This is a genomic window from Pseudoduganella sp. R-31 (assembly GCF_049913235.1).
Classification (GTDB): Bacteria; Pseudomonadota; Gammaproteobacteria; order Burkholderiales; family Burkholderiaceae_D; genus Rugamonas.
In genome coordinates this window covers 3,419,185-3,441,561 of record NZ_CP183986.1, presented here as the reverse complement: position 1 = coordinate 3,441,561, position 22,377 = coordinate 3,419,185, and the positions used below count along the sequence as shown (strand labels likewise).

General features: G+C 61.2%; 24 protein-coding genes. 7 read left to right on the top strand and 17 right to left on the bottom strand.

Going from position 1 to position 22,377, the window contains the following annotated elements:
- Positions 1–5 precede the first annotated feature (5 nt).
- Complete coding sequence (locus tag ACN9MY_RS15815) at positions 6–398, bottom strand: hypothetical protein (protein ID WP_426335711.1); 393 nt, start codon at positions 396–398, stop codon at positions 6–8.
- A 220-nt stretch (positions 399–618) separates the two neighbouring features.
- Positions 619–1,812 carry a CaiB/BaiF CoA transferase family protein gene (locus tag ACN9MY_RS15810; protein ID WP_426335710.1) on the bottom strand — a complete coding sequence of 398 codons (1,194 nt, stop codon included), beginning with the start codon at positions 1,810–1,812 and terminating at the stop codon, positions 619–621.
- A 68-nt stretch (positions 1,813–1,880) separates the two neighbouring features.
- On the opposite strand from ACN9MY_RS15810, the gene ACN9MY_RS15805 reads away from it, so the two are divergent.
- Together ACN9MY_RS15805 and ACN9MY_RS15800 are read left to right on the top strand one after the other, a co-directional pair.
- Positions 1,881–2,228 (top strand): GFA family protein, encoded by a 348-nt coding sequence (locus ACN9MY_RS15805; RefSeq protein ID WP_426335709.1) that lies wholly within the window; start codon positions 1,881–1,883, stop codon positions 2,226–2,228.
- 9 nt (positions 2,229–2,237) lie between these two features.
- Positions 2,238–2,603 carry a DUF4870 family protein gene (locus tag ACN9MY_RS15800; RefSeq protein WP_426172028.1) on the top strand — a complete coding sequence of 122 codons (366 nt, stop codon included), beginning with the start codon at positions 2,238–2,240 and terminating at the stop codon, positions 2,601–2,603.
- On the opposite strand, the gene ACN9MY_RS15795 is transcribed toward ACN9MY_RS15800, so the two are convergent.
- From ACN9MY_RS15795 to phaC, 5 genes are all read right to left on the bottom strand, one after another.
- Positions 2,598–3,971 carry a hypothetical protein gene (locus tag ACN9MY_RS15795; protein ID WP_426323626.1) on the bottom strand — a complete coding sequence of 458 codons (1,374 nt, stop codon included), beginning with the start codon at positions 3,969–3,971 and terminating at the stop codon, positions 2,598–2,600. The genes ACN9MY_RS15800 and ACN9MY_RS15795 overlap by 6 nt on opposite strands.
- A 103-nt stretch (positions 3,972–4,074) precedes the next feature.
- Positions 4,075–5,241, bottom strand: a complete 1,167-nt coding sequence (locus tag ACN9MY_RS15790) for a cystathionine beta-lyase (protein WP_426335708.1) — start codon at positions 5,239–5,241, stop codon at positions 4,075–4,077.
- 153 nt (positions 5,242–5,394) lie between these two features.
- On the bottom strand, positions 5,395–6,786 hold the full coding sequence (gene rimO / locus ACN9MY_RS15785) for a 30S ribosomal protein S12 methylthiotransferase RimO (protein ID WP_426335707.1): 1,392 nt from the start codon (positions 6,784–6,786) through the stop codon (positions 5,395–5,397).
- Positions 6,787–6,861: 75 nt separating this feature from the next.
- Positions 6,862–7,416: a polyhydroxyalkanoate synthesis repressor PhaR gene (gene phaR / locus ACN9MY_RS15780; RefSeq protein WP_426335706.1), complete on the bottom strand. Its 555-nt coding sequence runs from the start codon at positions 7,414–7,416 to the stop codon at positions 6,862–6,864.
- 97 nt (positions 7,417–7,513) lie between these two features.
- Positions 7,514–9,232, bottom strand: coding sequence for a class I poly(R)-hydroxyalkanoic acid synthase (gene phaC / locus ACN9MY_RS15775; protein WP_426323619.1), 1,719 nt, complete (start codon positions 9,230–9,232; stop codon positions 7,514–7,516).
- A 36-nt stretch (positions 9,233–9,268) separates the two neighbouring features.
- Here phaC and ACN9MY_RS15770 point away from each other — a divergent pair, with 36 nt between their 5' ends.
- Complete coding sequence (locus tag ACN9MY_RS15770; protein WP_057265381.1) at positions 9,269–9,469, top strand: hypothetical protein; 201 nt, start codon at positions 9,269–9,271, stop codon at positions 9,467–9,469.
- Here the strand turns inward: ACN9MY_RS15770 and pgeF are convergent.
- The gene (gene pgeF, locus ACN9MY_RS15765; protein WP_426323617.1) at positions 9,459–10,289 is read right to left on the bottom strand and encodes a peptidoglycan editing factor PgeF; all 831 of its coding nucleotides are present in this window, start codon (positions 10,287–10,289) and stop codon (positions 9,459–9,461) included. The two genes, ACN9MY_RS15770 and pgeF, sit on opposite strands and share 11 nt — an antisense overlap.
- Positions 10,289–11,371, bottom strand: a complete 1,083-nt coding sequence (locus tag ACN9MY_RS15760; protein ID WP_426172016.1) for an RluA family pseudouridine synthase — start codon at positions 11,369–11,371, stop codon at positions 10,289–10,291. Before ACN9MY_RS15760 ends, pgeF begins: the two co-directional genes overlap by 1 nt.
- A gap of 83 nt (positions 11,372–11,454) precedes the next feature.
- On the opposite strand from ACN9MY_RS15760, the gene ACN9MY_RS15755 reads away from it, so the two are divergent.
- Positions 11,455–12,252: an outer membrane protein assembly factor BamD gene (locus ACN9MY_RS15755; protein WP_426172014.1), complete on the top strand. Its 798-nt coding sequence runs from the start codon at positions 11,455–11,457 to the stop codon at positions 12,250–12,252.
- 48 nt (positions 12,253–12,300) lie between these two features.
- On the opposite strand, the gene yaaA is transcribed toward ACN9MY_RS15755, so the two are convergent.
- A complete protein-coding gene (yaaA, locus tag ACN9MY_RS15750) occupies positions 12,301–13,059 on the bottom strand; it encodes a peroxide stress protein YaaA (RefSeq protein ID WP_426323615.1) in 759 nt (252 codons plus the stop codon).
- A gap of 32 nt (positions 13,060–13,091) precedes the next feature.
- On the opposite strand from yaaA, the gene ACN9MY_RS15745 reads away from it, so the two are divergent.
- The 3 genes from ACN9MY_RS15745 (at position 13,092) to ACN9MY_RS15735 (ending at position 15,782) form a co-directional block, all read left to right on the top strand.
- The gene (locus ACN9MY_RS15745) at positions 13,092–13,541 is read left to right on the top strand and encodes a putative toxin-antitoxin system toxin component, PIN family (RefSeq protein ID WP_426172011.1); all 450 of its coding nucleotides are present in this window, start codon (positions 13,092–13,094) and stop codon (positions 13,539–13,541) included.
- Positions 13,542–13,621: 80 nt separating this feature from the next.
- Positions 13,622–14,776, top strand: a complete 1,155-nt coding sequence (locus tag ACN9MY_RS15740; protein WP_426323612.1) for a pyridoxal phosphate-dependent aminotransferase — start codon at positions 13,622–13,624, stop codon at positions 14,774–14,776.
- A 16-nt stretch (positions 14,777–14,792) separates the two neighbouring features.
- Positions 14,793–15,782, top strand: a complete 990-nt coding sequence (locus ACN9MY_RS15735) for an HD-GYP domain-containing protein (RefSeq protein ID WP_426323610.1) — start codon at positions 14,793–14,795, stop codon at positions 15,780–15,782.
- On the opposite strand, the gene ACN9MY_RS15730 is transcribed toward ACN9MY_RS15735, so the two are convergent.
- From ACN9MY_RS15730 to pilM, 7 genes are read right to left on the bottom strand one after another with little or no spacing between them, the layout of a single operon-like run.
- Positions 15,779–16,891: a tetratricopeptide repeat protein gene (locus ACN9MY_RS15730; protein WP_426335705.1), complete on the bottom strand. Its 1,113-nt coding sequence runs from the start codon at positions 16,889–16,891 to the stop codon at positions 15,779–15,781. The genes ACN9MY_RS15735 and ACN9MY_RS15730 overlap by 4 nt on opposite strands.
- Complete coding sequence (locus ACN9MY_RS15725; RefSeq protein WP_426323606.1) at positions 16,888–17,787, bottom strand: ExeA family protein; 900 nt, start codon at positions 17,785–17,787, stop codon at positions 16,888–16,890. Before ACN9MY_RS15725 ends, ACN9MY_RS15730 begins: the two co-directional genes overlap by 4 nt.
- Before the next feature lies 1 nt (position 17,788).
- The gene (gene mshL, locus ACN9MY_RS15720; RefSeq protein WP_426335704.1) at positions 17,789–19,573 is read right to left on the bottom strand and encodes a pilus (MSHA type) biogenesis protein MshL; all 1,785 of its coding nucleotides are present in this window, start codon (positions 19,571–19,573) and stop codon (positions 17,789–17,791) included.
- Positions 19,570–19,926, bottom strand: a complete 357-nt coding sequence (locus ACN9MY_RS15715) for an MSHA biogenesis protein MshK (protein ID WP_426172001.1) — start codon at positions 19,924–19,926, stop codon at positions 19,570–19,572. The genes mshL and ACN9MY_RS15715 overlap by 4 nt, the downstream gene beginning before the upstream one ends.
- Positions 19,923–20,618, bottom strand: a complete 696-nt coding sequence (locus tag ACN9MY_RS15710) for a hypothetical protein (protein WP_426335703.1) — start codon at positions 20,616–20,618, stop codon at positions 19,923–19,925. Before ACN9MY_RS15710 ends, ACN9MY_RS15715 begins: the two co-directional genes overlap by 4 nt.
- On the bottom strand, positions 20,615–21,349 hold the full coding sequence (locus ACN9MY_RS15705; RefSeq protein WP_426171998.1) for an MSHA biogenesis protein MshA: 735 nt from the start codon (positions 21,347–21,349) through the stop codon (positions 20,615–20,617). Before ACN9MY_RS15705 ends, ACN9MY_RS15710 begins: the two co-directional genes overlap by 4 nt.
- Positions 21,346–22,290, bottom strand: a complete 945-nt coding sequence (gene pilM / locus ACN9MY_RS15700; RefSeq protein WP_426323599.1) for a type IV pilus biogenesis protein PilM — start codon at positions 22,288–22,290, stop codon at positions 21,346–21,348. The genes ACN9MY_RS15705 and pilM overlap by 4 nt, the downstream gene beginning before the upstream one ends.
- Positions 22,291–22,377 lie beyond the last annotated feature (87 nt).

Genomic DNA, 22,377 nt, shown 5'->3' with positions numbered 1-22,377 from the left:
TGCGATCAATCGTCTCCCCTTCTCGCCTGGTCGATCTCAAAAGCTTCTTCATTGCCGTAGTCATTCAGGGCCATGGACTCGACGATACAAGCCAATCGCTGCATCGGATCGTCGGCTTCCTGGTACCAATGGACGATGACGTAGCGCCGCACCGCGCGCTGGAAATCCTCGTCCCAAACCAGCTTGGCCGACCACCGTTCGTTGGGTGCCCAGCGTCCAGTGTCTTTAGGAAGCACAGCGATTTCCTGTTCGAGCAACTCCAGGCCATACACAAATTGGCCCCGCCCTTCCATGACCTTCTTTTCCTGAAGCAGTCGGAACCGACGTGCCAGGTACGGCGTACCTTCCAGCATCCCGGCATATGCGTCGTAGCCACGAATGAAGTCGATTTTGGCCACGACTCCGACCGAATCCTTAAGCTTTCTCATAAAACTGCTTACGAAGTAATCTTGGTGTCAGGGTTGGCACTTCGTCGAAACACCAGGTCGCCGGGTGCATAGCTATAAAGCGGGCTCGCCGGAAGTTTCGACTCAATGTAGCCGCAACGGCGCAGCAGCGACTGGCCAGGCCACGAAGGCGTGCGAAATAATGAAAACATAACGGTGATCCGGTCGTCAGTTACGCTACGATGCCACGTTGACGTAGCGAGGCAATTTCCGCAGTCGTCATGGCCAACACAGACAGCACGCTGTCGGTGTGCTCACCCAGCGTCGGTCCCTGCCAGCGCACTTCGCCAGGCGTCTCAGAGAGCTTGGGCACGATGCCCGGCATCTTCACATGCACGCCATCCGGCAACTCGGCATCCAGCAGCATATCGCGCGCCTGGTAATGCGGGTCGGCGACGATATCCTTTACCGAATAGATGCGGCCCGCAGGCACTTCGGCGCGCTCCAGTATTGCCAGTACTTCGTCGATCGTATGCGCCGAAGTCCAGCCGGCGATCGCAGCATCGATCAGCTTTTCCTGCGCCGCGCGGCCGTCGTTTTGCGCGAATTGGGGGTCTTCCGCCATGTCGGCGCGGCCGATTGCGTGCATCAGGCGCTTGTAGATCGGGTTGCTGTTACCGGCAATGACCACGTACGAACCGTCGCGCGTCGGGTAAGTATTGGAAGGTGCGATACCGGGCAACGCACCGCCGCTGCGCTCGCGCACATGGCCAAGCAGATCGTACTCGGGCACCAGGGATTCCATCAGGTTGAACACGCTCTCGACCAGCGACACATCAACCACCTGGCCATCGCCATTTCCCATTTTCACCCGCAGCACAGACATCAGCGCCCCCATCACGGCATGCAAGGAGGCCAGCGAGTCGCCAAGGCTTACGCCCACGCGTGCCGGCACGCCGCCCGCCTCGCCCGTGGTATAGCGAATCCCGCCCATCGCCTCACCAATGGCGCCGAAGCCCGGCCGGTCCTTGTACGGGCCGGTCTGGCCGTAGCCGGAAATGCGCACCATGGTCAGCTTGGGATTCAGCGCATGCAGCACATCCCAGCCAAGGCCAAGCTTCTCGAGCGCGCCTGGCTTCATGTTCTCGATGAGCACATCGGCATCCGCACACAATTGCTTGACCAGCGCGATGCCCTCCGGCGCCTTCAGGTTGATGGAGATGGACTTCTTGTTACGCGACTGCAGATACCACCACAGCGAGGTTCCTTTATGCAGCTTGCGCCATTTGCGGATCGGATCGCCCTCGCCCGGCGCCTCGATCTTGATCACTTCCGCCCCGAATTCCGCCATCAGCCGCGCCGCAAACGGCGCCGCAATCAGCGTTCCAATCTCGATAACTTTAATTCCCTGCAACGGACCCGCCATTTTGCCCACTCCTCTTGCAATTACATTATCATTAGCGCCAAGCTAATTATTCTAACCGGAGGAGAAAAATGCTGTACAAGGGAAGCTGCCATTGCGGCAATGTGAAATTTGAAGCAGAAGGCGGTATCGAAGGGCTGGTAGCCTGCAACTGCTCCATCTGCCAGCGCAAAGGCGCATTGATGTGGTTCATTCCGCGCACCAGCCTGAAACTGCTGACGCGCGAAGAAGACCAGGCAAGCTACGTCTTCAACAAGCACGTGATCAAGCATCGCTTCTGCCCTAAGTGCGGCATCCACACCTACGGCGAGGGCACTGCTCCAAATGGCAGTGAAATGGCTGCCGTCAACGCTCGCGTACTGGAGGACATCGAACTGGACGCCTACCCTGTCCAGCATTACGACGGTCGCAAACTGTGAGGAGCCGATATGGCACAAGAACTCGTTTTCGATGACCAGACCCGTTCCGCCAAGGATTGGGCTTTCTGGCTTTACCTCGGCCACGGCCTGAGCGTGTTCTTCACGCTCGGGGCCGCGTCCTTTATTCCACTGATCCTGAACTACATCAAACGCGATGACAGCGCCGGCACCTTCGTCCACAGCCACCATGGCTGGATGATCCGCTCGTTCTGGTGGTACCTGGTGTGGATCGCCGTCGGCTGGCTCCTTTTCATCACCATTTTCGGCATTCCACTGGCCTGGCTGGTCTGGGTCGGAGCCTGGCTGTGGAAGATCTACCGCCTGATTCGCGGCATCACCGCCCTGAATAACAACGTCCCTGTCGGCAATTCATAAAGTTCGCAGGAAGGCCACCAGGTCGGCCTTCTCTGCCGCTGTCATTTTCGTCTCGAGGATCAGGTTGAAGAATTCCACCGTATCCTCGAGCGTCAACAACCGCCCGTCGTGCAGATAGGGTGGCGATTCCTTGATGCCCCTGAGCGGGAAAGTCTTGATCGGGCCGTCGCCCACCATCATCGCGCCCTTCACTTCGTGCGGTTTGAAGAAGCGCTCCGTGTGCAGGTTGTGCATCATGTTGTCGCTGTAATGCGGCGGCATATGGCAGGTGGCGCATTGGGCCTTGCCGAAGAAGAGCGCCTGGCCCCGCAGTTCCTGTTCATTGGCCTTGCGCGGATCGAGCTTGCCGGTCACGCCCAGCTTGGGCGCAGGTGGGAAATCCAGCAGTTCCTGGAACTCGGCCATGAAATGCACCTGGCTTCCGCGCTCAAGGACATTCACGCCCTTCTTGGTTGCGATCACGGGGTCGCCGTCGAAATACGCGGCCCGCTGCTCGAACTCCGTAAAGTCTTCCACCGATTTCAATGCGCGCTGTGAGCCAAACAGCCGTTGCAGGTTCACGCCTCGCAGCGATGGCGTATCGATCCGGTGCCGGAATGCCTGCGGCCGCGCGTCGCCGGCCAGGTGGGTTGAGGCGTTGGTGTGTCCGTTCGCGTGACAGTCGAAGCAGGTTACGCCGCGGCTCGGACGTTCGGAGCGACGGTCTTCGGTCTGGTTGAACTGCTGCTGCGGGAACGGCGTCAGCAACAGGCGCAGGCCTTCAAGCTGCTTTGGATTCAGTATCCCGTTGAACATCTGGTGGAAATTGTCGATGGTCAGCAGCTTGCCCTTCGATACGTCGCCCAGGTCGGGACGCGTGGTCAGGAAGATCGGCGCCGGGAATTCCGGCAGCAAGTGGTCAGGAAAATCGAATGCCAGGTCGAAGCGATTCAGGTCGCGCTGCTCCTGCTTCTTGATTTCGTCGATGTGGAACTGTGGGAACAGCATGCCGCCTTCCGGATGATTCGGGTGCGGCAGCGGCAGGAAGCCATGCGGGTACAGGCCCTTCTCGCGGATTTCATCCGGGCTCATTGCGCCCAGCTTGTCCCAGGTGGCCCCGCGCGGCAGCTTGACCCGTATCCCCTCTTGCACCGGCTTACCGCGAAACATGGTGACGCCATTCGCCGGCTTGTTCGACAAATCATAGCGGCTCTCAAGAAAAGCAGCCTGCTCGCGCATCAGGCCTGCCCGCGCGGCCTTCATCCGTTCAAAGGTAGTCTGGAAATCTTCCTTCGCCACCACGGGCATATAGCTGGATGGCGGCGCCGCGGAAATCAAACACGTAGCGCCACACAGCACGGCGCCTGCTGCAATCTTCAGAATTTGCATGACGGTCTCCCCTGCTTGATGTCCGACCAATGTAAGCAAGTAGAGATGATCGATCAATACGCGCACGCCATAGTATTGATCAATCGCATAGATAGCTAACTAGCTACATGGTTGCCAGCGCGCGCTCGATGTCGGCGATCAGGTCTCCGGGATCTTCGAGGCCGATGTTGAAACGCACCAGGGTGCCCTTCTCTTTCCAGTTCTTGCGCATGGCCTGGATGCGGTAGGGGATGCACAGGCTGTGCGCGCCGCCCCAGCTGTAACCGATGCCGAACAGCTTGAGCGAGTCGACGAAACAGTCGGTTTGCTCTTCAGTGTATTTTTCGTCGAACAACACGGAGAACAGGCCGCCCGCGCCAGTGAAATCGCGCTTCCAGTTTTCGTGGCCGGGGCAATCTTCGAAGGCGGGGTGCAGGACTTTGCGGATTTCCGGACGGGCCTTCAGCCAGCTTGCAACCTTGCGCGCGGAGGCGTCGTGGGTCTCGAAGCGGATCTTCAACGTCGGCAGGTTGCGCAACACGAGGTAGGTATCGTCGGCGCTGACGCCCATGCCCAGGCGCATGTGGGCCATGCTGAGGCGCTCGTGCAACAGCGGATCGCGCGTGACCAGGGCACCCATCAACACGTCGGAGCCGCCCGACTGGTATTTGGTCAGCGCCTGCATCACGATGTCGACGCCGAGGTCGAAACCGCGCAGGGCCAGGCCGGCGGACCACGTATTGTCGAGTGCGACCAGCACGCCCTTCTGCTTGGCCGCATCGCAGATCGCGCGCAGGTCAGGCACTTCCATCGATACCGAGCCGGGGGCTTCGGTCCAGATCAGGCGTGTGTTGGGCTGAATCAGCTCTGCGATGCCGGCGCCGATCATGGGGTCGTACAAGCGCGCGGTGATGCCGAAATCGGCGGTCAGCCATTTGCCGAGATCGCGGTTGGGACTGTAGACGTTATCGGGCAGCAGCACATCGTCGCCGGATTTCAGCAGTGCGAAGTCGCACATGGCGATGGCGGCGAGGCCGCTGGGGGCCAGCAGGCAGTGCTGGCCGCCTTCGATTTCAGCCAGGCGCGCTTCGAGGGTGAAGGTGGTGGGCGTGCCGTGCAGGCCGTAGGTATAGGCGTTCTTTTCTTTCCAGTCGCCGGAACGCATGGCGGCGACGTTCTTGAACAGGACCGTGGACGCGTGGTGGATCGCGCTGGGGAAGGCGGCGAAGCCTTCGGGCGGCACGTAGTCCGTGTGGATGATCTGGGTTTGGAGGTGCTTTTTGGAGGTCATGGACCCTATTCTAGCCAAAACCGGTAAACCAGTGTCAGACCCAAGGGTCTGACACTCTCGGCTCAGCCAATATCGGTTTGCTTGTGCGCTTTTGACCCGCGGCCACTGAAAAGACTGGGTCTGACCCTTGGGTCGGACCCAGGTTTACCGGTTTTACTGCGCCTCCCCCCACAAGTCGTGAGCATCGGCAGTGGTGATCTCAACATCGTAGAACTGGCCAACCGCCAGCTTCTTCTTCGGATCAAACGGACGCTTGACGTGCACCACGCCATCAATCTCCGGCGCATCCGCAGCCGAACGGCCAATCGCACCGCTAGGCGTCAGCTCATCGATCAGCACCTTCACGGTCTTGCCAACCTTGGCCTTCAGCCGGTTGCGCGAAATCTCTTCCTGCAGCAGCATCACGCGGCCGCGGCGCTCTTCGCGCACTTCATCCGGCACCGGATTCGCCAGCTCATTCGCAGTAGCACCTTCCACCGGCGAGTATGCGAAGCAACCCAGGCGGTCGATCTGCGCTTCCTTCAGGAAGTCCAGCAGGTACTCGAATTCAGCCTCGGTCTCGCCAGGGAAACCGGCGATAAAGGTCGAACGAATCACCAGCTCAGGATTCATCTCGCGCCATTTCAGGATGCGCTCCAGGTTCTTCTCGCCGGAAGCCGGACGCTTCATGCGCTTCAGCACATCCGGATGCGCGTGCTGCAGCGGAACGTCCAGGTAAGGCAGGACATGGCCGTCGCCCATCATCGGGATGATTTCATCCACGTGCGGGTAAGGATAGACATAGTGCAGGCGCACCCACGCGCCGTACTGCTTGGCCAGCTCGCCCAGGGCCTGGGTCAGCTGGGTCATATGGGTCTTCACCGGACGGCCATTCCAGAAACCGGAGCGGAACTTCACGTCCACGCCGTAAGCGGAAGTATCCTGCGAGATCACCAGCAGTTCCTTCACGCCGGCCTTGAACAGGTTCTCCGCTTCCAGCATCAGTTCAGCGATCGGGCGCGACACCAGGTCGCCGCGCATCGAAGGGATGATGCAGAACGAGCAGCGGTGGTTGCAGCCTTCGGAAATCTTCAGGTAAGCGTAATGCTTGGGGGTCAGCTTGATGCCCTGCGGCGGCAGCAGGTCGATGAACGGCTCGTGCGGCTTAGGCAAGTGGGTATGCACCTGTGCCATCACCTCGCCCACGGCATGCGGACCGGTCACGGCCAGCACCTTCGGGTGCACCTTCTGGATGATGTCGTCGCCGTCCTTGTCCTTCTTCGCGCCCAGGCAGCCGGTCACGATCACCTTGCCGTTTTCTGCCAGCGCTTCGCCGATGGCATCCAGCGATTCCTGCACAGCGGCATCGATGAAGCCGCAGGTGTTCACGATCACGAGGTCGGCGCCGTCGTAGGACTTGGCGGTTTCATAGCCTTCGGCGCGAAGCTGGGTCAGGATCTGTTCGGAGTCGACCAGCGCCTTTGGGCAGCCGAGGGAAACAAAACCTACTTTTGGAGCTGGTGCGCCGTCGGCGGGAGTGAAGCGGGTGATTTGCTTGGATTGCATGGCAGAGTGCTGATGATGATTCAGGGCAATCCACCATTATAGCAAAAGAGGGGCTGGACGCCCCTCTTTTTGGCCTTACTTTTTATCTGCTGGCGGTGCAGCAAACGGGAAAGTGCCGAAGATATTCTTGCTCTGGTTTTGCATTTGCTCCTGCATTTGCACAAACAGGCTCTTCGACTGGTCGATGTAGTTATTCATCATGCCCTGCATGATAGGCGCTTGCACATTCATAAACTGGGTCCACATTTCGGGGCTGAAAGTCTTGCCATCGAAAGTTGCGGCGCCTTGCGTGAATTTGCGCTGGATATCGGTAAATGCCTGGATATTCTTTTCCAGGTAAGAACCCATCATGCCTTGCATTGCATGGCCGTAGAAACGGATGATTTGTGCAAGTACGTCCGTAGAGAACATCGGAACGCCGCTCGCCTCCTCTTCCAGGATGATCTGGAGCAGGATGCTGCGGGTCAGGTCTTCATTGGTCTTGGCGTCGACGACCGTGAATTCCTCGGCATCCAGCACGAGCTGTTTCACGTCCGTCAGCGTAATGTAGGAACTGGTCTGGGTATCGTAAAGACGGCGATTTGGGTATTTCTTAATCAAACGTTCAGTACTTTTCTTTGCACTACTCATCGCTGTGTCCCGTTGATAATATTTGCTAGCCCATTATAGGGCGAAAAAAAAGCTTTTGGCACGACAATATTGCATTGCAACTTAACGTTACCAAAAATCAATCAGCCTTAGCTTTTACATATCGCCCAGGTGCCGCCTCAATTGGTTCGTATCTGGTATTACCCAGCTTGGTGCGCGCCTTGACGCCCTTGCCGCCGTGCGCCGCCAGGAATTCCGACCACTCGCCCCACCAGCTTCCCGGATGCTCGGCCGCGCCGCTGAACCACTCCTCATGCGAGGCCGGGCGGGCGTCATTGGTCCAGTAGCTGCGCTTTTTCTTGGCGGCCGGATTGATTACGCCGGCGATATGGCCAGAGGCGCCCAAGATGAACTTGTTCAGCTCGGGATTCTTGTTGTTCAGGATCCTGGTCGACAGGTAGGCCGAGTTCCATGGCACGATGTGGTCTTCGCGCGAAGCGTAGATGAAAGCTGGCGCCTGGATTTTCGACAAGTCGACTTTTTCGCCCGCCACGGTCAGCTTGCCCGGCACTTTCAGGCTGTTTTCCAGGTAGGTGTTGCGCAGGTACCAGCAGAACATCGGGCCTGGCAGGTTGGTCGAGTCGGAATTCCAGTACAGCAGGTCAAACGGCGGCGGCTCATTGCCCTTCAGGTAGTTGGACTGCACGTAATTCCACACCAGGTCGTTCGGGCGCAGGCTGGAGAAGGTACTGGCCAGGTCGCGGCCCGGCATCAGGCCGCCCGACTTCAGGGTCTGCTCACGCAATTGCACCTGCGGTTCGTCGACGAAGACGTTCAGCACGCCGGTGTCGCTGAAATCGAGGAAGGTGGTCAGCAGCGTGATGCCGGCCGCCGGCTGTTCGCCGCGCGCCGCCAGCACCGCCAGTGCTGTCGACAGCAAGGTCCCGCCGACGCAGAAGCCGAGCACATTGAGCTTGTCCTGCTTCGTGATGTCGCGGGCGATGTTGATCGCGTTGATCACGCCTTTCTCGATATAGTCATCCCAGGTGGTGCCGGCCAGCGACTGGTCGGGATTGCGCCAGGAGACCAGGAACACGGTATTGCCCTGCTCCACCGCATAACGCACCAGGGAATTCTCCGGTTGCAGGTCGAGGATGTAGTATTTGTTGATGCAAGGCGGCACCATCAGCAAGGGCCGCTCATGCACGGTCTTGGTCAGCGGAGTGTACTGGATCAACTGGAACAGCTCGTTTTCGAACACTACCTGGCCTTCGGTCGTGGCCAGGTTGCGGCCCACTTCGAACGCTTTCTCGTCGGACAGGGAAATATGGCCCTTCTGGATATCGCCCAGCAGGTTGGCCAGGCCCTTGGTCAGGCTTTCGCCCTTGGTCTCGATCAGCTTCTGGTGCGCTTCCGGGTTCGTAGCCAGGAAGTTGGCCGGCGACATGGCATCGACCACCTGCTGGACGGCGAAGCGGATTTTCTGTTTCTGGTGAGGGCTCGCGTCAACGGCTTCCGCCATTTGCATGAGGAATTTGCTGTTTAGCAGGTATGATGCCGCATTGAACGCGGACACCGGATTGCCCTGCCAGGCTTCGGACGAAAAGCGGCGGTCCTTCAGGGACGGCGCCTTACCGGCCAGGAATTCCTGCCACAGCGCGCCGAACTCGCCCATATACTCGTTGCGCAGCTGCTCCATCGCCTCCGGGCGGACGGTTGCACCTGCATCGCGCAGCAGGGCGGCGCCTGGGACAGCATCCATCTCCGGCATCATCTTGAACCAGGATTGCCATTGCTGAGGATCGCTGATTTGCGTCATCCATGCGTTTGCGAAGGCTTGCGGGTCGGGCATGTTCATTTTTTGAGTCCGTTAAAAATACAATTTTGGAAAAAAATGTTGATTGTTGCTGTTGCCTGGCTCTACGTCACAATCCTGATGGCTTTCACGGAACCAACCGTGGTCGCGGGCATCATGACCTTCCTGCTGTATGGCCTGTTGCCATTAGGAATACTATTTTATCTAACAGGCGGCAAACGCCGCAAACGCAAACGGGCAGCCGAAGCCGCCCGTCGCAATGAACCACCTACTCCTTGATCCAGATCAAACTCGCCTGCCTTCCAGTGACCTTGTCCCTGCGGTAGGAATAGAAGCGGCTGGCGTCGGTGACTGTACATAAATCGCCGCCGCTGACATCTGTTACGCCGACCCGGCGCAGCGCAAGCCGGGCCAGTGCGTAAATATCCGCCAGGTATTTGCCAGGCTGTTCCGGCCGCGCCACGAAGGCGGCACGCACGGCAGCCTCGCCCGCCGCCCGTTCGCCCGCCGAAGCAGCACCGGCCAGGAAGGTTGCCAACACCTCCTCGCCGACCTCGAATTCTTGCGGACCGATTGCCGGGCCAAGCCAGGCGATGATCTCGCCTTCGCCGGCCTCGGCGCGCATGGCGTCGACCGTCGCCTCGAGCACGCCGCCCGCCAGGCCGCGCCAGCCCGCATGGGCTGCGCCCACGACCGTGCCGGCCCGGTCGGTGAACAGCACCGGCAGGCAGTCCGCCGTCTGGATGGCGCACACTGCGCCCGGCATGGCCGCGATACTGGCATCGGCCTCCGGGGTGCTGCCGCGCCCCAGGCGATCCGCACGCACGACCGCCGCACCATGCACCTGCGACAGCCACGCCGGCTCCGTCGGCAAGCGCCCGCGCAGGATTGCCCGGTTGAACGCGACATTCGATGGATCGTCGCCGACATGAACACCCAGGTTCAGGCCGCCGCCACTGGTAGCGATGGCCTGCGGGCCCGGCCCATAAGGATCGGGGCTCACGCCGCCGCGCCGCGTGGTACAGACAAAACCGATATTGGCCGGAGCACCGGGCCAGTCAGGCACCAGCCATTGCGCTCCCTGGAAAGATTGCTGCATTATTCGTCGTCGAATTCGTCGTCGTAGATATCGTAGTCTTCAAACTCCCCGTGCGTCGCCGCGGCGGCCGACAGTACCGACTCGTCCGGCTCCTCGATGCCGGCCCGGTCCATCAGCTCCTTGAAGTCATCCGCCAGCGGCACCACCCATTCCATCTGTTCGCCGGTCGCAGGGTGCACCAAGCCGAGGCGGCGCGCCTGCAGCGCCTGGCGAGGGAACACGCTGGCCATATGCTGCTTGCCGTAGACCTGGTCGCCGATCAGCGAGAAGCCCAAATGCGCCATGTGCACGCGGATCTGGTGGGTGCGGCCCGTCTCCAGGCGGCACTGCACCAGCGATACAGGACGGCCGTCCAGCACGCCTTCGGCCAGGCGCTGGTAATGGGTAATGGCCGGTTTCGAGCCCATGCTGGTCGACACCGCCATTTTCACGCGATCCTTCTGGTCGCGGCCCATGGACGCATCGATGGTGCCGCTCATGCGCGGAGTCCCCCAAACGATGCACCAGTACACGCGCTTCACGGTACGCGCTTGCAGTTGGCGCACCAGGTCGGTCTGGGTCGGCAAGTCCTTGCCGACTACCATCAGGCCGCTGGTATCCTTGTCGAGGCGGTGCACAATGCCGGCGCGCGGCACCCCGCCCAGTTGCGGCCAACGGTGCAGCAAGCCGTTCAGCATGGTGCCGGACCAGTTGCCGGCGCCCGGATGGACCACCAGGCCTGCCGGTTTATTGATCACCAGCAGGTTATCGTCTTCGAAAACGATATCCAGCGGCACGTCTTCCGGCGTAAATGCCACGTCTTCCGGCGCCGGCTGGGGGATGACCAGGATCTTTTCATCGCCATACACGGTGGCGCGCACTTTGGCCGGCTTGCCGTCGACGGTAATATGGCCCTCTTCAATCCAGGATTGCAGGCGGCCGCGCGAAAACTGGGGCACCATGCGCGCCACCACCTTGTCCAGGCGCTCGCCGCAATCGGATTTACTCAGTTCGAGTTCGATCGGCGCGAGGGGATCGGCCGTTAAATCACCTTCAAAATCGGCGTCAAAATCGTTATCAGGCACTTGTTCTGCCGAATTCATCTCAGGTTTCAATATCACAGCATTCCCATCGGCTATAATCAGCCAAGTTTAGTATTTTGGTTAACGATTCCTTGCACATCAACATGCAAAAAAAATTATCAGTAGTTGCAGCAACAGTCGTACTGTTTAGTTTGTCAGCTTGTGGCCTGTTACCAGAACGTGCAGACGAGACTCGAGGCTGGTCCGCAACGAAATTATACTCGGAGGCCAAGGATGAACAGGCTAGCGGCAACTATGAACGTGCCGTCCAGCTCTTCGAACGCCTTGAATCCAGCTACCCGTTCGGCACGTATGCGCAGCAGGCGCAAATGGAAATCGCTTATTCCCACTACAAGGCGCAAGACCAGGCCCAGGCGCTGGCAGCCGTGGAGCGCTTCATCAAGCTGCACCCGAACCATCCGAACGTTGACTACATGTACTACCTGCGCGGCCTGGTGAATTTCAACGATTCGATCGGCTTGCTGAACTTCCTGTATGAGCAGGACCCGGCGGAACGCGACCCGAAAGCAACGCGCGAAGCGTTCGCCGCCTTCAAGGCACTGGTTGAAAAGTTTCCCGAAAGCAAATACACGCCGGACGCCATCGATCGCATGAAGTACCTGATCAACGCGATGGCCAAGTATGAAGTCTATGTGGCGCGTTATTACTACCGCCGCGGCGCCTACCTGGCAGCGATCAACCGCGCACAGGGCGTGCTGACCGATTACGCGGACTCGCCTTCGATCGAAGAAGCGCTGGCCATCATGTACCGCGGCTACGATAAGATGGGCAACACGACCCTGCGCGATGACACCAAGCGCGTCTTCGACAAGAACTTCCCTGAAAGCAAGATGCTGGCAGATGACGGGCTCAAGAAGAAGGCCTGGTATAACATTTGGTAAAACCGGCAAACCGGGGTCGGACCCATAGGGTCAGACCCCAAGCCCTTGTCAGGCTGCGATCTTGCGGCGGAATACCCAGGTAGTATCGTTCGAGGCGTCAGCTTCGAATTTGTAGCCATCCACATCGAATTTCTTCAGCTTGACCGGATCGGTGATGTTGTTCACCGCCGCATAGCGCGCCAGCATGCCGCGTGCGCGCTTGGCGAAGAACGAGATGATCTTGTATTTGCCGCCCTTCCAGTCTTCGAAGACTGGCGTAATGACCGGCATATCCAGCTTCTTCGGCTTGACCGACTTGAAATACTCGTCCGAAGCCAGGTTGACCAGCACCGGCGAGCCTTCCTTGTTCAGCGCCTCGGTGATCATGTCGCCCCAGAATTCGTAGAGATTCTTGCCGCGCGGGTTTTGCAGGCGGGTGCCCATTTCCAGGCGGTGCGGGTGAATCAGGTCCAAAGGCTTCAGCATGCCGTACAGGCCGGACAGGATGCGGATGCGCGACTGGGTGTAATCGAGCTGTTTCGCCGACATGCTGCGCGCATCAAGACCGTCATAGACGTCGCCGTTGAAGGTCATGACTGCCTGGCGCGCCTCGCTGGTATCTTTGGTCCATGAAGCATAGCGGGCCACGTTCAGCGTCGACAAGGCATCGGACAGGTCCATCAGCTCGCCCAGTTCATTTGGCGAAAAGCCACGCAGGCGCTCGATCAACTGCTCCGAATGATCAAGGAACGCAGGCTGCGTTGCGAGTTTGGTGGTTGGCGGAGTTTCCAGGTCAAGACTTTTGGCAGGCGACAGCACAATCAGCATAAGATTCAATATTCAAAACGAAAAACCCCGACATGATACCTGTTCCACTGCAAAATGCTCCGAAGCGCATCGTCATCGACACCAATGTCTGCCTCGACCTGTTCGTTTTCCAGGATCCGCGCTGGGCATCGCTGCTGGCGGCAATCGAAAGCGGCGCGGTCGAAGCGATCACCCGCGCCGATTGCCGCGCCGAATACCTGTTCGTCCTGAACTACCCTCACCTGCCGCTCGATGAAAGCACGCGCCCTGCCAGCGCGGCCCGTTTCGACCAGTACATCAAGGTAGTGCAGCCACCGGAATCGGGCGCGCGGCTGCCGGTTTGCACCGACCGCGACGACCAGAAGTTCCTGGAGCTGGCGCGCGACGCCCAGGCCGACATCCTGATCACCAAGGACAAGGCCCTGCTCAAACTTGCCAAGCGACTCGCGAAAGCCGGCATGTTCAAGGTCATGCAGCCGGAAAAATGGAGCCTGGAGGCTTGACATTCCAGTTTTACCCTCGGGGCAACACTTGTTTTATTCCGCTGCGCTAGAATGGAAAAAATGTCCTTTTCCTAAGCACGATGAAACAACTGACTTCCCGGCTGCCGCACATTGGTACCACTATTTTTTCGCGCATGTCGGCCCTGGCAGGACAACACGGTGCGGTCAACCTGGGCCAGGGCTTTCCTGATTTCGCCTGCGACCCCAAGCTGGTCGACATGGTCACCGTCGCCATGCGCGAAGGCTTTAACCAGTACCCGCCCGGCATCGGCGCGCTCGAACTGCGCCAGGCCATCGCCGAGAAAATCAGCCGCGTCTACGGCCACCATTACGACGTCAACACCGAGATCACCGTCACGCCGGGTGCGACGGAAGCGCTGACCACGGCCATCCTGTGCAGCGTGCACCCCGGCGACGAAGTGATCGTGATCGAGCCAGCCTACGACAGCTACCTGCCCGCCATCGAACTGGCCGGCGGCGTGCCGGTGCTGGTGCAGATGGACCTTTCGCCGCACGGCGGCTTCAGCGTGCCCTGGCCGCGAGTGGATGCAGCCGTGACGGAGCGCACCCGCATGATCATCATCAACACGCCGCACAATCCAACCGGAAGCGTGCTGCGCGCGGCCGACATGGAGGCGCTGCGCGCAATCGTGCGCGACACCGGGATCCTGATCCTGTCCGATGAAGTGTATGAGCACATGGTCTATGACGGCCAGCGCCACGAGTCCATGTGCCGCTACCCGGACCTGGCCGAGCGCTCGTTCGTGGTCTCCAGCTTCGGCAAGACCTATCACGTCACGGGCTGGAAGGTTGGCTATGTCGCCGCGCCTGCCATGATGTCGCTCGAATTCCGCAAGGTCCACCAGTACAACGTGTTCTCGGTGAACACTCCCATGCAGCACGGCATTGCCAGCTACATGGCCGATCCCGCGCCATATGTGGGACTGCCCGCCTTCTACCAGCACAAGCGCGACCTGTTTCGCAAAGGCCTGGAAGGCAGCCGCTTCGAGTTGCTGCCTGCAGATGGCACCTACTTCCAGTGCGTGCGCTACGACCGCATTTCCGCGCAATCGGAAGCGGACTTCGCGGAATGGCTGACCAGCGAAATCAAGGTCGCCGCCATTCCGGTTTCGGCGTTCTACCGCAACGGCAAGGATTCGGGCATTGTGCGCTTCTGCTTTGCCAAGAAGGACGAGACGCTGGCGCTTGCATTGAAGCGACTGGCGCGCGTGTAACACGAGGGGAAAAACCATGAACCAGTACCTCAACAGCTTGCAGGACCTCGGCATGGAAGGCGGATCGCGGCTGGAGCCGCCTCCGTCCGTGCTGCATGAACTCAACCTCGCCAACAAGCGCCTGGAAAAGCTGCTGGGGGATTTGCGCAACGAGCGCAATGCCGATGCCGATTTGCGCAACATCGCGCGCGAAGTGGTGCGCGCGGTCGAAATGAACCCCGACATCGCACTGGCCTGCCTGTTCCTGAACCAGATCGCCGGCACGTATGCGGTACGCCATTGCATTGAAACCGCCATCGTGGTGATCCTGATCGCGCGCGGCCTGGACAAGGCATCCGATGAAGTGATTTCCTTGACTGCTGCCGCGCTCACCATGAACGTCGGCATGCTGCGGCACCACGACAACTTCCAGTGCAAGCCCGGCACGCTGAATAGCGAAGAAATGGCGATCGTGCGCCGGCACCCGGAAGACAGCGCGGAAATGCTGAAGTATGCAGGCGTTGAGGATGACGAGTGGATTTCCTGCGTCCTGATGCACCACGAGAACGACGACGGCAGCGGCTACCCGGCCGGCATGACTCGCGAGCAGATCACTCACAACGCCCGCCTGCTTAGCCTGGCCGATCGCTATTGCGCACGTGTTTCGGCGCGCAATTACCGCTGCTCCATGCTGCCGGACGAGGCGCTCGAAAAGCTCCTGCACGACCCTCTGCATCCAGCCGATCCGGTCTTGCAGGAGCAATTCCACCGCCAGCTCGGCAAATACCCGCCCGGCGTGCTGGTGCGCCTGGCGAACGGAGAACTGGGCGTGGTGACGGGGCGCGACAGCGGCGACGGCGCGCTGGAGGTGCACTGCATGCGCGATGCGGCCGGCAAGGCCCTGCCAGCGTCGGTGCAACGCCGCACCGACCAGCCGCAATGCGCAATCCTCGAGGCCCTCACCGAGGACCAGGCGGAACTGCGCTTCAGCATGAAGCAGATCTGGGGCGCTCAGGCCGCGCTTTAATTGAGCTGCTGGAGGCGCCGTTCGACGAAGGCTTGCAGTTCCGGCGACAGGCGCCCTGAATCCAGCGCACGCTGGAAGGCCGGCTTTGCTTCCGCGTTACGCTTGTCGCCCTGCAGCGCAATCCCAAGCCCCATCCACCAGACGCCATTGGCCGGCTGCAGCTGCACGGCCGCCTGATAATGCAGGGCGGCCTCGCGATGACGGCCAGCCCGCTCCAGCACTCCGGCCATCATCGCGCGGTAGTCGGGATTCGATTGCGCGTAAGGCAGGCTTTGTTCCAGTGTATCGAGGGCGCCGCTGCCGTGCTCGAGTTGCAGGCGCGCCAGCAGCATGGCCATGCCCGACTGCTCCGGATTCAGCGCCAGTGCGCGCCTCAAATGGCGCATCGCATCGGCCTGCTGGCCGGACTCCACCAGTACGCCAACCAGAGTCTCGCGTGCCGCCAGGTAGCGCTGGTCGATGTCGAGCGCAGCTTCGAGGTCCACAATGGCTTCCGCTACGCGCCCGGACGCGAGCTTGCCCTGTGCACGCTGGAAAAGTGCCGTCGCTGATGCCTGTGAACCGGCCTCTCGCGATGCAGGCGACACCGCACCACCGGCATTGGCCGCGGCGCGCAATGGCGACGGCACGGCCGCCGGTCCGGCGCCTTCGCGACGGCGCACCGGAGCCTTGCTTGCCGCGCCGCTGTCATCGCGCTTGACCAGGCTGGCGCCAGGCGGTTTGGCCAGTGCCGGAGCCCCTGCTTCCGCTCCTTCCCTGGCGCCAGCCGCTGGCGGCGCAGGGGCCGCGGTCTCGTTTGCGGCGGGCAGTTGCAAGCCATCGACCATTTGTTCAGGTGGCGTCGCTTGCGGCTTTTCCGCGACTGTCGCCTGCCGGATCACTCCTGTGGCAGGCGCAGGTACCGCATCCGCCGGCGCATTGCGCAGATAGCGCCAGCCGGCAAAACCGGCCACCGATACGACGACAATCGCTGCCGCAGCAGCAATCAAGACCACATGATTTCGGGAAGACCGTTGCTGGACTGCCTGCACGGAATCCGACAGGCCGGCCCCTTTTGGCGCGCCACCCCTGGCATCCAGGTCTTGCAGCATTTTGTTAATCAGGCTCATAAAGTCAACCGGTAAGACAGCAATGCGCCCGCAGCAGCCAGTGCGGCCAGGGCAAGACCCGTGGCCAGCCACGGCCAGCCGCGCTGGCGCGCCACGGCGGTATCCCTGGCGGCCAGCTTGACGTGGTGCGCATCAATGCGCTGGCGCCCTTCGCCGTAGGCGGCCAGCATGGCCTTGTGCGCGATGATGTTGACCAGCCGCGGTATGCCACGGCTGGCGGCAAACAGCTTGCTCACCGCGCCTTTGCTGAACAGGCGCGCGCCCGTAAACCCCGCCACGCGCAGCCGGTGCGCCAGGTAGTATTCCATGTCGTCGCGCGTCAACCCGCCGAGGTCGTGCTGGAATGTGATGCGCTGCGCCAGCTGGCGGATCGACTGCGCCTGCAGGTGTTCATTGAGTTCGGGCTGTCCGAACAACACGATCTGCAGCAGCTTGCGCTTCTCGGTTTCCAGGTTGGTCAGCAGGCGCAGCGCCTCCAGGCTCTCGCGCGGAATCGTCTGCGCCTCGTCGATGCACAGCACCACGCGCTTGCCTTGCCCTGCCAGCTCCAGCAAGCGTGCGGTCAGCGACTTCAGGAGCTGGTGCTGGTCGACATCGCTCGCCAGCGGCAATTCCAGTTCGTCGGCCAGGGCCAGCATCAGGGTGCGCGGCTCAAGCAGCGGATTGGGCAAATAGGCGGTGACGAAATCCTCGCCCAGCGTTTTCATGAACGTGCGGCACAGCAGGGTCTTTCCCGTGCCGACTTCGCCCGTGATCTTGATGAAGCCCTCGCCGCTGCGCGCAGCCACCAGCAAGGTGTTCAGCGCTTCCTGCGAGTGCGGGCTCTTGAAGAAAAAGCTGGTATCCGGCGTAATGCCGAATGGCGCCTCGCGCAAGCCGAAGTGGCTCTCGTACATATCAGCGGCGCCCCGTGGTCTGCTTCGGATCGAGGAGCTCGATGCGGCGGCTGCTCTCCATCAGGTCCTGGCTCCAGTCGCTGGCCGTATCGACAATCGTTGGCTTGATCAGGACCACCAGCTCGCGCTTCTGGATGCTGTCCGCAGTGCTGCGGAACAGGCTGCCGATCACGGGAATGCGGCCGGCAACCGGAATCTGCGAGCGGTCGGCACTGGTCGACTGGCGCATCAGGCCGCCGATCGCCACCACGCTGCCGTTCTCGCCGCGCACCATGCTATCCATTTCAGAAGTGGCCGACGCCGCCAGCGGCAGGTTCAGGCTGCCGGCATTTCCGAGGTTGATATTCTTGTTCACTGTCGACACCTGGCTTACCGATGGATGCACGTGCAGGATGATGTTGCCCTTGTCATCGATCTGCGGCGTCACGTCCAGCACCACGCCGGAGAAGAAAGGCTGCAGCGTCACGTTCGGCGACACCGTGCCATTGCCGGTCGCATTGGTATTGGTGGTGGTGCTCACCCCGGTAACGAAGAACTCGTCGGTGCCGATCTTCAGCACCGCCTTCTGGTTGTTCAGCGTGGCGATGCGCGGGCTGGACAGCACATGCACCGTGCCCTGCGACTCCAGGAAGGAAATCAGCGCGGCAAAATTGGAATTCTGGAATGCCAGGCCAAACAGCGACCCAGCCGCGCTGGTGGCCGTCGCCAGGGTCGTGCCGGGCGTACCGGACATGCCGTTCGGCTGGCTCAGCAGGGAATTGACGCCATTGATGCGCGGCGCCAGCGTCGTGCCGGGACCGACCATGCCGGCCGAAATGCGCGAGCCGAAAGCCGCCCAGTTGATGCCGGACTGCGCCTTTTCGCTCAGCTCCACCTCCAGGATCTTTGCCTCGAGGATGACCTGGCGCGCCACCGCCAGCTGCGTCGCTTTCAGGTAGCGGTCGACATTGCGCAAGTCCTCCGGCATGCCGCGGATCACCACCAGGCCCGATTGCGGGCTGATGACGACGGCGCGCCCATCCTTGCCGGCGCCGACGATCGCTTCCAGCGACAGTTTCAGCTCGGCCCAGAAATCGGACTCCGATCGCGTGGTGACATTGGCCGCTTCATCCAGCACGTTGGCATTGGGTGAATTCGGATCGCCGTTATTGTTGTTGCGGTTCTGGCGGTTGTTATTGTTCTGGTCGCCGTTGTTATTGTTGTTATTGCCGTTGTTGCCGGCATTTTGCACCGAGGTCGACGTCACGCGCAGGTTCGACGAACCGCGGCGCGATGCGGTCAGGTAATTCACCTGGAACATCCGGCTTTGCATGGTCAGCGGCTTGATCGTGATGCGCGTGCCCTCGATCCGGTAATCGTAGCCATACATTTCGCGCACGGCTTCCAGCGCCTCGGCAATCGTGACGTCCTTCAGGTTGGCCGTGATATTGCCGCTGACTTCAGGATGCACCAGCATGTTGTAACGGGTGCCCGCCACCAGTGAATTGAAGAACTGGTTTGCCGGCACGTCGTTGAACGCCACATTGAAGCGTTCCTCCAGCACCGGCCGTGCCTTGGGCAACTGTCCTGCCAGCTGTTCGGCCGACGGCAGCAAGGCGTCCGAAACCTGCTGCGGGACGGGCGCGGCCGCAGCCGACTGCGCGGCGGATTTCACCTCCTTGCTGATGGAACTGTAAGTGTCGCGCATCGGCGTCTGGGTACATGCTGCCAGCATCGCGAATGCGCCGCTGCCCATCGCCAGCCGGCAAAATTGTGAAGCTTTCGAGATGCTCGTTTTCTCTGTCATGGCTGTCGCGCCTTATCCTGTCCCGATGATACCAATTTCAATACTTGTTTTTGCTTCCCGCGTTGCAGGACGACGGCACCCTCGCGCACTTCGACCAGCACGGCGCCGCCTACCTTCCCGCCCAGCGGGACAATGGCGCCGTCGATTACCGCCAGCTTGCGTCCGCCCGGGCGGCGTGCCAGCAGCACCGACTGCAGTTGCGGTCCGGCGGCAGGCACTGCCGCGGCCGGGCCGCTGCGCTCCGCTTGCGGCGCCAGCACTTCCGGCGGCGGCCTGGTCGGGTCGGGCAACGCCGTTTGCGCCAGCGCCGGGATGGCGGCGAGGACCGCCAGGGCGGCCAGGATCTTTCTCATAACTGCACCCAGGTTTCGTCGAGACTCAATGTGTACACCGTCAATGTCAGGCTGGTTTCGGGGTGCTTGATCACGTTCAGGCGCGCGCTGCCCCATATCAGGCGCGGCGTCACTTTTTCCAGCGTTGCCATATAGCCCAGCAGGTCGGCATAGCTGCCCTCCACCACCACCTCGACACCGTGGCGATACAGGATCGCCGGGGCCTGGCTGGCCGGCTGCGGCCCCGTGCCCGGCGCAGCTGTGCCGGCCTGGTCGAACTGTCCGTCCCGCAAGCCGCTGACCGGCAAAGTCTTCATCCCAACCACTTTCAGCCCGGGATGCCCGGCCAGCATCTGTTGCAGCAGCGGGACAATGCGCTGCGGCTGCACCATGCCCTGCTTGCGGTTCAGTAAATCCTCGCTGGTGGCGCGGGCTTCTTCCTGCACTGCGGCCAGACGGCGCCGCATGGTGGCGTTCGGGTCCGATTCATAAGCCTTCAGCGCAGCGGCAATCTGCTTGTCAATCGCGTCGACTTGGGCCTGTCCTTGCTGGATCGAGGCCTGCAGGGACTGGCGCTCCGCCAGCATGGGTCCGAATTTTCCGAACCATGCGATACCTGCAACCAGCAGGATCCCCGCAGCGAACAGGGCCACGCGCCGCGGCAGCGGCATCGCATCGATGCGTTGTTCCAGTTTCAGCAGCGCGGCCTTCATGGATTCCCCCCGCCAGGCGCGGCAGCCGTGCTGCGCAGCCGGAATTCAAGGAAACGTGCCGGTGGCGCTTCGACCGGTGCAGGGGCGGCAGCGGCCAATGCGCTGGCTGCGGTGCTGCCTGCTACCGGAGGCAGCGTGCCAAGCGGCACGCGTCCCGCTGCATCGACAGCCGGCGCCTGCGCTGGCGCAGGACCCAATTCCAGGGTCCGGAAGGATTTGCCGCGCAATACGGGTTCGCCACCGAGGCGCGACAGGTAGGCAGGCACCAGGGCCGCTTGCAGCACACGGCCCTGCATGCTCACCTCGCGCCGCTCGCCCTGCACCGCCACTTCCGTGAGCCACAAGCCGTTGACGCTCTGGCGCGCCAGGGCGCGAAAATATTCCGCAAAGCCTTGTCCGCCTTCGCCTTCAGCCTGGTGCAGCATCTGCATCGCCTGCCGCAAGGATTTCAGGCGCGCTTCCTTGGTCTCGAGCTCCGTCTTCAGCAGCGGGTCGCTGGCGCGCGGCGCGAACTCCACAGCCACCGCTTGCATGCGGGCCTGCCGCTCCTTCAATCGGCTCTCTTGCTGCGACGCCTGCTCGCGCAAAGGCTGCAATTGCCGGCCCGCGAACAGAACGATCGCAATGGTGCCGGCGATCAAGGCCAACAGGGCCAACGCCATGCCGCGCGCACTGAGGCTGTGGCGCTGGCGCATGAAGATCGGGTTGAACAGGTTGATCTGCTGGCTCATGGCACGATCACTTCCTGGCGCAATGCCGCACCGAGGGCAAAGAAGTAATGCGCCTGCTGCGCGCTGTCCAGCAATTCAGGCACCCCGGACAAGTCGATCACTTCCTCCAGCTTGCATTGGACCACGGGCATGTACATATTCGACGACAGGTAATTCAGCAGCGATTCGCCGCAACCAGGGGCCAGAACCATCCTGGAGATTGAAACAAAGCCGAACTGGCGCTCGAAGTGGTCGAGCGAACGCTGCACCTCCAGCATCAGCCGATCCAGCGCGGCATGGCGGCGATCGGCATCGCCTTCTTCCAGCAGCGCCGGCGTGACATCGATCCTGCGCGCCAGGTACAGCTCGCCCAGGTAGGTAACGGTCAACAGGCCGCCCTGCGGGCCAAGCGACAGCAGGGCCAGGCCGCGCCCATCCTGTTCCAGCAGGGCCGATACATTGCGCTGGGCAGTCTCGGGGATGTCGATCACTTCCAGGTCGATCCCGGCGCCGAAGAACAGTTCCTGGCGCTGGCGGATCACGCTGTTGCGTGCCGCCACCACAAACATGCTCGGCGTGCGGCCGCTGGCGCGTTCCACCGGAATGGCCATTACGTCGAAGGTCGCGTCATCGACGTGGAAATCCAGCATGTCTTTCATGCGCCAGCGCACCGCGGTTTTCAGTTCGTCTTGCGGCACATTGGGCGCCTCCAACGTCAACAGCTGGTAATCGCTGGGGGCGAGCAGCGTGCTGCAGCGGAATCGCGCGGCGTTGCGCGACCGCGCCGCACGCGCCAGGGCTTCTTCCGCCCCTTGGCCTTCCAGCCCCGCCTCCACACAGCCAAGCAGCACTGGCGTGCTGGCGCCCTGGCGGCGCATCGTCGCCAGGGCCATACCCTGCGGCAAAGGCGCAAAGACCAGCCAGGCGTCTTTTTCCTTTTTAGCTTTCGAAAAGAATCGCATTGCGCCCTGTCTTCAAACTTTTAGATGAAGAAACAACCGTAATTGTTTGATTAATATGCCATATTTTGCCATCGTTCAGCCCCGGTG